The sequence below is a fragment of the Sinomicrobium endophyticum genome (genome assembly GCF_052983315.1).
This window is the reverse complement of record NZ_JBRKIS010000044.1, coordinates 151,593-161,672: the sequence shown is the minus strand read 5'-3', so window position 1 is coordinate 161,672 and position 10,080 is coordinate 151,593. Positions and strand designations below refer to the sequence as shown.

Here is a 10,080-nt window from a genome sequence, read left to right as displayed (position 1 = left end):
TGCGCCTCTCCGTTCTCGTCGATATAGGTAAACTCGTTGGTGTCCCCGTTAAAGGTCACATTACCATTACCGGACTCTTCGATCAGGTTGGTGATGCTTTTGTAAACATCGCCTTCCTTATTAGTGATCTGTTTGATAATGTCAGAAGGAACGTCGATCAGGGTGACCGTGTTGTCTTCACTGGTATAGGTATAGGTGCCATCGGAATTAGCCGTTAAGGTCGTGATACTCTCGTTCATCTTCACCAGTTCGTCCAGGTTGATGGTCTGCGCCTCTCCGTTCTCGTCGATATAGGTAAACTCGTTGGTGTCCCCGTTAAAGGTCACATTACCATTACCAGACTCTTCGATCAGGTTGGTGATGCTTTTGTAAACATCGCCTTCCTTATTAGTGATCTGTTCGATAATGTCAGAAGGAACGTCGATCAGGGTGACCGTGTTGTCTTCACTGGTATAGGTATAGGTACCATCGGAATTAGCCGTTAAGGTCGTGATGCTCTCGTTCATCTTCACCAGCTCGTCCAGGTTGATGGTCTGCGCCTCTCCGTTCTCGTCGATATAGGTAAACTCGTTGGTGTCCCCGTTAAAGGTCACATTACCATTACCGGACTCTTCGATCAGGTTGGTGATACTTTTGTAAACATCGCCTTCCTTATTAGTGATCTGTTTGATAATATCAGAAGGAACATCGATCAGAGTGACCGTGTTGTCTTCACTGGTATAGGTATAGGTGCCGTTACCTTCGTCTACCAAGGTAGTCACGGTCTCGTTCAGGCGGATCAACTCTTCCAAGTTGATCTCCTGCGTGGTGCCGCTCTCGTCCAAGTAGGTAAAGCTGTTATTTTCCGAATTAAAAATAACAATGTTGTCCGGCACGTCTCCGTTGATCACATCTTCTGCCGACACCACCCGGCGCCAGCGCCCGTCATACCAATAGTAATAGCCGGGTTTAACATCGGCAGTATCAGCCGTGTTAAACACTAGTAAACTCTCCACATTACCATTGGCAATTGTAGTCTGGTCTACGATTCCGTTAAGGGCAACCCTGGGAATCAGCACCCCTTTATCTTCCGCTACAACATCCAATTGAGCAGAGTTATCCGGTATGGAAGTACCAATCCCTACCTGGGCATGACCATAAAAGCTTGCTACCAGAAAAAAAGCTAAGGCGTAGATTTTTCTCATAAGTTTAGATTCAAATTAGTTTTTAGAACAATTAATATTTAGATTACGCACACAAAAAAGCCTCAACCAAAACAACAGGGATGAGGGACTCTTATCTTTACTACACAAAATCCCCCAACCAGATTAAGTCCGGATTCAGGTTCAGATTTGGGTATCAAATACAAGTTTATAGCCTCCTTGTAACTACATTATACCCAAAAGGCAAAAACGGGTGACAAAAATTAACTTGAAATTTCAGGGGAAAGTTGAGCGGTATAAAAAAGTACCGGGAAGCAGGACTGTAAACAGGCAGGTCACCGCCCGGTACACACCTGGTATTACCGACTATTAAAAAGGGCATAGACCTCAGGAGGCTAAGGAGTTAGAATCTCCTTGAAGTGTGGCTATAGGTAAGAAAAGAGGCTATGCCCTATGCTGTATACTATAAATATTAACCTTTCTTTATTTTGTTTGATTCCTGTGAAAATTTATTTATCGGTATGACTAAAATTTCATTTTTAATATCGATACTTACATAAATATTATCCATGGCCACTATCTCTCCTTCAACTCCGTTTTCCAACGTTACATACTGCCCTACTTTAAAATACTTCTTTGTATAGAAGGTTTGCAATAACTGGCCGACAATATTTTTAGACCCGAGGCCCAATGCCAAAGTAACAATTAACAGGCAGGCTCCTAAAATAATGGTGATATTATTCGTAATTACCGTAGTATCTACTCCTGCCTGATTCAGGGCTGTGACTGATATTATTATCAATATGATAAAATAAGAGACCTGACTTATAAACCTGCCCCCTGCCAAATTAACAGTCCCGGAAAGAGAGAGCATACCTTGTTTGACAAAGCCTGCAATATAAAGGCCTGCAATAAAAATGGCAATACCACTGAAAAGTTTGGGTAAATAAGCCAGCAATTTGGTGACTTCCACAGAAATGGAATCCCAGCCTAAAACATTAAATACAACAGATAAGATAACGATATAAAATGTATACTTGATCACAGACAAAATAGCCCTGGTCATATTTATTTCCGAAGGTATACCATTTAAAAAGGTTTTTTGTTTCAGCTTCCTAAATTTACCTTCCAGGTCAATAACTTTCAAAAACCGTTTTATAAGGAATAGCATAAGCTTTGTCAATAGCCAGCCAAACACTAAAATGAGTAATGCTCCCAAAATGTTCGGCAGAATCTGGGCTATTTTTGATGTTATATCATTAAGCGAACTTAAAGTTATATCTGTCCAATTATTGATCGTCTGATTCATCTTCATCTGTGTTTTTAGTTTTAAATAAACTTGAAATTGTATCTGTATAATTACTTGTAAAAAGTGAGGAGAAATCTCTTAAAAGCTCTATTAATTCCACACTGTTCATCACATTTTCCTTTGTGTCTTCCGGAACTTTTCTTAGAGGGCCTCCTATTTTTTTAAAAGGATTTTCTTTTTTCATGTGTTTTTTTTATTTTTTTTCCAATGGTCACATGGAACCTCCAACTAATTGCCGGGAAGATTCGACAATAAAAACAATCATGCGTCGTTGTACTTTAAAGATTATTTTAATCATGTCGGTTTCATTTTTACAAATTGCTTTTATACATATCCACAAGCCTGTACTTTGCCCTTTTCAACCGCATTTTAACCGCGCTTTCCCCGATTTTTAAATTCTCAGCTAATTCTTTTATCGCAACATCGTCTCTATATTTTAACAATAAGATCATTCTATCTTCTGGTGTAATAAGATTAAGGGCTTTTTCCAATCCGGATACCCTCATACTATAAAGGTTCTCATCACTAATCTCTATTTTAAGCTCATTGATATTGTCAATATTTTCGGAAAGTTTTTCTATTCTTTTTGCCTTATTCCTGTTGATATAATTAACACAAAACCTATAAGCCAAAGTATACAGCCAACTTTTGAAACTTACATTTTCAGTAAAAGTGTGCAATTTTAAATAGGCTTTTATGAAAATGTCCTGGGTCAGATCTTTGGCCTCAGCATCCGTATCGCAAAAACTGTAACAGCGATGGTATATTAAATCTGCATACCTGTCGTATATTATAGCATACAGGTTTTTCTCCTTATAGTTTACAATACGTTTCACTATTTCGAAATCCGATTCCTTATCTGTCTTTGTGTTTGCCAACTTTGATCTATGCATTTTAAAAATAACAGAATTGCAAAGTGTAGTCATTGCATATCCGTGAGAATAATAGTCCGCGATACTTTCAAAACCTTATTTTCTGCTATGCACTTCTGTTAAACCGGCAGATTGTACAATCGAAAACTTCGTAAAATTGTTGTGAAATACAAGCCGGATCTCTTCCGTGCTTTCACTTCGGTTAACAAGCAGTTCAAAAGTTGCGCGCCCTACAAACTCCCAGGTACCGTTAAGGACTGCCGCTTTTTGGCAATTATTTAAATCATCCCCGGCAAAGCTGGTCAAAGTATATGTTCCATTATTGAAAAACCTGTACTCTAACTGTCCATTACACTTAATATCTTCTATCAGATCACTATTTTCCACATAGTAATCCAAATCCCAGAAACCAATGATAACTCCTGTTATTCTATTTCCCCCGTCATCATCTTCAGTACACGAAACGATTACGAAAGCAATCATAATAATCATATTGTTTATAATTATTTTTTTTACCATGCCGAATAATTTTGACTTTTAATAAAATTTAAGAAACTATATGAGTTTTATTCTTTATTTACTCTCTTGTATTATATATATTACAAAAACGAAAAACGGGTGACTAAGAGGCTGTCCGAATTTTATCTCTTCAGCAAGCCAGGAACATCGGTTAAAATCAAGTTTGTACCCCACGGATACTGGTTATACTTAAAAAAGCTCCTGTTGGTATAGTCTATGTTTTTACTCTTTTTCACTTAATGAAACACCTTCTTAAAAAAAAAGTCACTCCATGTGACCAAAAAAAGATTTTGGTGTTATTGGATTATTGGAATACAGATAATTCAAAAGAAAATAAACAGCGGGGCAATACGATATGATTCTTGAAAGCAAAATAGATTTGTTGAGAACTCTTATTTACAATAAAAATTTATTGGACGCAGAAAATCGGGCTGGTGATAATACTTCCGGTATGAATGAGATCCCTCCCTGATAACTTGTAATAACCGAATTACATTTACTTAAACTCTAATGATTGACCTACTTATCATTCTTTGTGTCCTTTGTGGCCGACATTTAACCATGGAGGCTGCAAAGGTTTACACAAGGTTTACGGAGAGGCAGGATCAGATCAAAAATTATTTTTAAAAACGGAAGGAGAATCCGTGACCATGGTCATCAATTCTTCAAAATTAAATCGAGTAAAAATATAATAAGACAATTATGATGAAAACTTCATTGCGAAAATTAGGAGCCGGCCTTCTGGCCATAACCCTTCTTACAACAGGGTGTGACGCCGTCAGGAATGCCAGTAACAGGGACAAAGGAACCGCGATAGGGGCTTCCGGAGGGGCTGCCATTGGCGGTATTATAGGAAATAATGTAGGGGATAAAAAGAACTCTGTCCTCGGAGCCCTTATCGGGGCTGTTGTAGGGGGTGTTGCCGGAAGATATATCGGTAACCGTATGGACCGCCAGGCCGAACGTATCGAAGAAGAGATTCCCGGGGCGACAGTGACCCGGGCAGGAGAAGGGATCAATGTAACCTTCGACGAGAAAAGCGGGGTGTATTTTGCTACGAACAAATACAACCTTAATCCGGCATCTGCAGCAACCCTGAACAAACTTGCCGGTATTTTTAAGGAATACCCTCACACGCTTATTCTCGTGGAAGGACATACCGATAATACCGGAAGGGCAGAATATAATTCAGGCCTTTCCCGGCACAGGGCAGAATCTGTAACCGATTACCTCGTAAACCAGGGAATCTCCCCGGGCCGGTTTACCACCAAATGGTACGGTGAAGACCAACCCCGTTACGACAACAGCACAGCAAATGGCAGGGCCAAAAACCGAAGAGTAGAGATCGCTATTATAGCCGATGAAAAGCTGAAGGAAGAAGCCAGGAAGAATGCACACTAAACCACTCTGGATTTGAAAGTCGAGAGGTTAGAAATGGCAATGAAATTGCCAAAGTTATTGGGTTATTTGGTTATTTAGTCAATACTTAATAACTCAATAGCTTAATAACCTATTGTTGAAAGTTTATAGAAACTAAAGTAACTGTAATGGAATTACATCAACTTGATAATAAACAACAGACTCAGGTGATTAAAAGTATGTTTAAAAAAGATTGATTGAAGCCAAAAACACCCTTACGCCGGCTGGCTCATTCGCTAAAATAACTCAATAGGTTAATTTGTGAATTGAAAAAACCAAACCCCGAAAACTGGCCAAAGTGCCAAAAAACGGGGTTTTTCTTTTTTCAACAAAAAGTGTTTTCGAGTATAATTTTATTTACAAATCATCTCTTATCACATCTATACCAAGGGACGGGCCTTTCTCCGTCCTCGGTTGTAAAAACATTTTGTTATGATAATCAGCTATAACTATTCCTTAGTATAGGTTTCGCCGGAAAGGATTACGTTCTCTCCATAGAGTTCCTGTCCTATGGCCGACAGATACGAAGACGCGTTTTCCTGTTTCAGATCATACTGCAGGAAAATCCCGTAACCATCATCCATTGTCCGTCGGGCAAGGTTTGCCGCTTCAAGTGGATCATAAGGTTGTCGGTTGATCCAAACCGCTGCAGGGCCCAATCGGTTTTTATCCTCAAGTCCCGATATCCTAGGAGCACCATAACTACCATAATACGCCTGCCAACTGTAATCGATCAACTCACCAACACGGGTGCCATTCCATTCGGTATACTGGGCCGCTTCGCCAATATCATATAGGCTTATGATTTTATTTGGCATCAACTTACGTGTTTCCTGTACCAACATCACAAAAGAACTGTCATTTGCCACCGGTTGGCCGTTTGTACCGTATTTTGCCCATTCATCGTCAAAGTCGATTCCGTCCAGATCGTAATCTTCCACGGCCTTTCTCAATTGCTGGGCAAAGTCTTTTGCGGCGGCACGGCTGGTAAAATTGGCAAACCCTACACCTTGGTGGTTCCCCAATATTGACAGCAAGACTTTTATCCCCTTGTCCTGCAAAGGCTTGATGTATTTTTCTTTATTGTTCAATACCTCTGTTACATTGGGGTTATGGTAAAGCACTGTTTTTTTCCGGTCTGCATCATAATTGATGTTGGATGCAAAGATCATGGCCATGTCAAAATACTGTGCTCCGCTTTCTTCGAGTGTATATGACCCCACATTGAGCAGGTTATGGTTATTCACCTCCACATATACCACACTTAAAGGCCCGTCTTTAACGGCATTGCTGTCCGGTTCGGCTTCTCCAGGCTCGCCTCCCGCCAGAGGAAAATCACAACTCCCGAAAAGACCCGTAAAGATTACCAGTCCCAAAATCCATTTTGTTTTCATCATACAATTATTTAAGGTTATATATAATTCACTATACCGATTTTGAGGTTTTCTTCTAAAAGTCACCTCTCTTTAAAGTTTGGTTACATTTACCGCAGTTACCCCTATACCTGCTTTTCAATCTTCTACCACGGACTGTTGCCCCGGAAAAATTGTCTTTGTTAAGGCCCCATTGCTCCCGAAGATCCTACGGGTTCGGGAGCAGACACCTGTTTTGGTGTCCGCACGTCAGCCAGCCCCTTCGCTAAAAAGGTCTCCCGGACCTTTTTTATACGCCCGGCAATTATCGTCCCGAACTATCGGGACCAAAAACAAAATTTAGAAGACAGTTTCTTAGTATACCTCAATATTGGAGATCAGCGGACAGGCCCTGGCATCGGTGATGTTTACCCGTATTTGACTTGTGTTGAGCGGTCTAGTTTTAAGTATGCGCTTATAACCTATAGTGGTACCTTCGGCAATCTTTGTCCAGCTATTTCCCTGTCGGGCTTCTACAGTAAAGGATCTTACTCTTTGCCCCAGGGGGATATATTCCTGTATAAGGATATAAGAAACCGATTGTTCTTTCTCCAGGCCGATCTCCACGGATGCCGTGGTAACCCCATCATCCGTAGCCCAGTAGGTGCTTTTATTTCCATCAGTGACACAGGCAGCTGCATAATCGGGCAAGCCTCCCCGGTAAGCGGTGGCTGTTGCGGGGGCATTGGCAGCCAGATTGGTTCGGAAAGTATCGTCGATCAGTTTTCGCCAGGCCCTGAGGGCGGCCACATCGTTTTCGTGGATGAGGCCTCTCCGGTCCGGGGGAACGTTCAACAGCAGGTTGGAACCACGTCCTACGGAAGTGAGGTAAATCTCAAACAACCTTTCGGCAGATTTTACCAGGGAATCTTCCTCCTCGTGATAAAACCATCCCGGACGGATAGAGACATCCACTTCGCCAGGGATCCATTGGTTCCCATTCTCGGAACCTGTGTTCAGCAATTCATTGATCCCCTCCTTACCGGCATAGAGGGTATCGTTGGAGATGGTGTTCCAGTTGGTCTCTCCGGCCAGGCCTTTTTCATTACCAACCCAGCGGATATCCGGCCCGCCATCGCTGAAAAAGAGCACTTGGGGACAAGGTTGCAACTCGCGTACCAAGTCGAGAGTGGCAGGCCAGTTGTAATAGGTTTGTTTGTCGATGTTGCGGATTTCCTGGGTACCACCATAGTAACCGTCTCCGCCATTGGTGCCGTCAAACCACATTTCAAAGACAGGGCCGTAAGCGGTAAAAATTTCTTTAAGCTGGTTGCGGTAGTACTCGATATAGGAAGCTTCCCCGTAATCGGCCCGGTTCCGGTCCCAGGGAGAAAGGTAGACCCCGAATTTGAGCCCGTGACGTTTACAGGCTTCGGAAACTTCTTTGACCAGATCGCCCTTGCCGTCCTTGTAGGGACTGTTTTTTATGGAGTGTTCTGTATATTGGCTGGGCCACAGGCAAAAGCCGTCGTGGTGTTTCGCCGTTAGAATAACACCTTTGATCCCGGCCTCTTTCAGCGTAGTGATCCATTGGTCCACATCGGTTTCCGAAGGGTTGAAGATCGAAGGGTCTTCGTCGCCGTAACCCCACTCCTTCCCGGTAAAGGTATTGGTGGTAAAGTGAATAAAGGCATTGAGTTCCATCTCCTGCCAGGCCAGTTGGGTTTCCGAGGTTACAGGGCCTACGAGTTTGGGAGCAGAGATCTCTTTTGGTGTTGTATTACAAGAATGTAATATGAGGTTGATTGCTGTAAAAATGATTAGGTTTTTCATCTGTTCCTTTTTTTTAGCTCACTTATTTAACTCGTCTTGAGTTATTCTATTAGCTGCAAAATCAAATCCTCTGGTTTTTTAGTTTCTTCTCATTATCTAATACCCAGCGTTCTGGTCACTTTCCGTAATCTTGGCATTATTGTCAATTTCCTGTTGGGGGATTGGCACAAACTGGTGTCTGTCCGTATAGTAGTCCAAAGGCTCTTCTTTTAATTTTCCCTGGGCCCTCCATCTCAGGAGGTCCCTGTTCCTGACCTGTTCATTGGCCAGTTCTACCATTTTTTCATGCATGATAGCAGCAAATATCTCATCTTTGGTCCCCGTTGGGTATTTTGATGTTGGGTATAAAGGCATGTTTACCGAGGGCCTTTGTCTTATCATGTTCAGGTATTCCACACTCTTATTCTGATCTCCGGCCTCCAGTTCGCATTCAGCAAGGTTTAAAAGCACTTCCGCATACCGGATCACCCTGTGGTTGATGCCGGATTCGTAATATCCGCCGGGATTCACTTTATACATAGCGGAATGCTTTCTCCAGCTTATTTTCATTTCCTTACCGTTATATATCAGCGCACTTCCCTTGATATTACTACTTTCGATGACCTCCGTTCCGTTATTGAAGGTATCGCCCACGAAATAGAGGTTTTTATCCATGCGGGGATCTCTCTTCTCAGCCCCGTTTTCCGGTCTTTCAAATTCATCCAGCATTTTTTGGGAAGGGATAATATTTCTCCAGCCATAGGCCGAATATTCCTGGGAATGGATGCTGGCTTCATTACCTGTTCCGTCCCCGGTGTCTGACCAGTCATAAGCCCCTATTTTTGCAAAGCCGATCTCCCACACCGATTCGCTGTTGTATTCGTTCTCTTCCTGGAAATTATCATCGTATTCATCCACCAGCGCGTAATTTCCCGAAGCTACGATTTGATCTAAAGCATCTTTGGCTTTGGTATAATCTCCTGTGAACATATATACCCGCCCCAATAAGGCCAGGGCTGTGCCTTTGGACATCCGTCCGTCTTCATTTTTGCTGAAACTGAGACCTTCGGAAGCTATCGTAAGGTCTTCGACAGCCTGGCCCAGGACTTCTCCCCGGGAACTCAAGGGATTGGTTTCCGAAAAATCGGTGACATAAGTGAGGTATATGGGGGCCCTCCCCCAGATTGTTCCCAACTCGTAATAAGCCCACCCCCGTGCACAACGTGCTTCCGCAATGATCTTTTTCCGGATGCTTTCATCCACTTCCGTTGCTTCAGGAACTTTATTAATAATAATGTTTGCCCGGTGAATGACCTGGTATAACCCTCTCCACATGCCCGTATTGACCGGATTGGAAGCATCGTGAGCGCCGTTGAGCACCTGGTTGAATTCAGCGGCCAATTGCCCTCCGCCCGAACTTACCTCATCGGCCCTTATATCGTTAAAGAACCAATAATACCTAGAAAACAGGTTGCCTCCGGACATAACACCATACATAGCATATAAGCCCGAATTCAATTCACTTTCATTCTGGTAGTACGTGTCCACGGCCAACTGGTTCGGATCGGTCTTGTCCAGATCGTCATAGCTACATGCACCGACTGTAAAAAGCAAGGTGATTGTGAGAAATGTGGCGATTATTTTTTTCATCTGTC

9 protein-coding genes are annotated in these 10,080 nt (G+C 42.5%); 1 reads left to right on the top strand and 8 read right to left on the bottom strand.

The window, feature by feature from the left end; all coding sequences use genetic code 11:
• The 5 genes from ACVBDU_RS19155 to ACVBDU_RS19135 all read right to left on the bottom strand — a co-directional run.
• The coding region (locus ACVBDU_RS19155) for a phage tail-like protein (protein WP_514372389.1) at nt 1–1,184 on the bottom strand (1,184 nt) is incomplete at its 3' end.
• A 430-nt stretch (nt 1,185–1,614) separates the two neighbouring features.
• A complete protein-coding gene (locus ACVBDU_RS19150) occupies nt 1,615–2,451 on the bottom strand; it encodes a mechanosensitive ion channel family protein (protein WP_170164580.1) in 837 nt (278 codons plus the stop codon).
• On the bottom strand, nt 2,432–2,635 hold the full coding sequence (locus ACVBDU_RS19145) for a hypothetical protein (RefSeq protein WP_123217867.1): 204 nt from the start codon (nt 2,633–2,635) through the stop codon (nt 2,432–2,434). Before ACVBDU_RS19145 ends, ACVBDU_RS19150 begins: the two co-directional genes overlap by 20 nt.
• Nucleotides 2,636–2,762: 127 nt before the next feature.
• The gene (locus tag ACVBDU_RS19140; protein ID WP_447173690.1) at nt 2,763–3,329 is read right to left on the bottom strand and encodes an RNA polymerase sigma factor; all 567 of its coding nucleotides are present in this window, start codon (nt 3,327–3,329) and stop codon (nt 2,763–2,765) included.
• A 90-nt stretch (nt 3,330–3,419) separates the two neighbouring features.
• Nucleotides 3,420–3,842: a hypothetical protein gene (locus ACVBDU_RS19135; protein WP_123217869.1), complete on the bottom strand. Its 423-nt coding sequence runs from the start codon at nt 3,840–3,842 to the stop codon at nt 3,420–3,422.
• Nucleotides 3,843–4,547: 705 nt separating this feature from the next.
• On the opposite strand from ACVBDU_RS19135, the gene ACVBDU_RS19130 reads away from it, so the two are divergent.
• Nucleotides 4,548–5,243 carry a YiaD family glycine zipper/OmpA-like lipoprotein gene (locus tag ACVBDU_RS19130; RefSeq protein WP_123217875.1) on the top strand — a complete coding sequence of 232 codons (696 nt, stop codon included), beginning with the start codon at nt 4,548–4,550 and terminating at the stop codon, nt 5,241–5,243.
• A 467-nt stretch (nt 5,244–5,710) separates the two neighbouring features.
• Here the strand turns inward: ACVBDU_RS19130 and ACVBDU_RS19125 are convergent, their stop codons facing one another.
• The 3 genes from ACVBDU_RS19125 to ACVBDU_RS19115 form a co-directional block, all read right to left on the bottom strand.
• On the bottom strand, nt 5,711–6,658 hold the full coding sequence (locus ACVBDU_RS19125) for an endo-beta-N-acetylglucosaminidase H (protein WP_206363292.1): 948 nt from the start codon (nt 6,656–6,658) through the stop codon (nt 5,711–5,713).
• A gap of 330 nt (nt 6,659–6,988) precedes the next feature.
• Nucleotides 6,989–8,446: an alpha-L-fucosidase gene (locus ACVBDU_RS19120; RefSeq protein ID WP_123217871.1), complete on the bottom strand. Its 1,458-nt coding sequence runs from the start codon at nt 8,444–8,446 to the stop codon at nt 6,989–6,991.
• Nucleotides 8,447–8,542: 96 nt separating this feature from the next.
• Nucleotides 8,543–10,075, bottom strand: coding sequence for a RagB/SusD family nutrient uptake outer membrane protein (locus ACVBDU_RS19115; RefSeq protein WP_123217872.1), 1,533 nt, complete (start codon nt 10,073–10,075; stop codon nt 8,543–8,545).
• Between the last annotated feature and the right edge of the window lie 5 nt (nt 10,076–10,080).

What these genes read in the sequence shown, in the direction of transcription:
- ACVBDU_RS19150 (WP_170164580.1), bottom strand. Translation starts at nt 2,451, where the DNA reads ATGAATCAGACGATCAATAATTGGACAGATATAACTTTAAGTTCGCTT.
- ACVBDU_RS19135 (WP_123217869.1), bottom strand. Translation starts at nt 3,842, where the DNA reads ATGGTAAAAAAAATAATTATAAACAATATGATTATTATGATTGCTTTC.
- ACVBDU_RS19125 (WP_206363292.1), bottom strand. Translation starts at nt 6,658, where the DNA reads ATGATGAAAACAAAATGGATTTTGGGACTGGTAATCTTTACGGGTCTT.
- ACVBDU_RS19145 (WP_123217867.1), bottom strand. Translation starts at nt 2,635, where the DNA reads ATGAAAAAAGAAAATCCTTTTAAAAAAATAGGAGGCCCTCTAAGAAAA.
- ACVBDU_RS19120 (WP_123217871.1), bottom strand. Translation starts at nt 8,446, where the DNA reads ATGAAAAACCTAATCATTTTTACAGCAATCAACCTCATATTACATTCT.
- ACVBDU_RS19115 (WP_123217872.1), bottom strand. Translation starts at nt 10,075, where the DNA reads ATGAAAAAAATAATCGCCACATTTCTCACAATCACCTTGCTTTTTACA.
- ACVBDU_RS19130 (WP_123217875.1), top strand. Translation starts at nt 4,548, where the DNA reads ATGAAAACTTCATTGCGAAAATTAGGAGCCGGCCTTCTGGCCATAACC.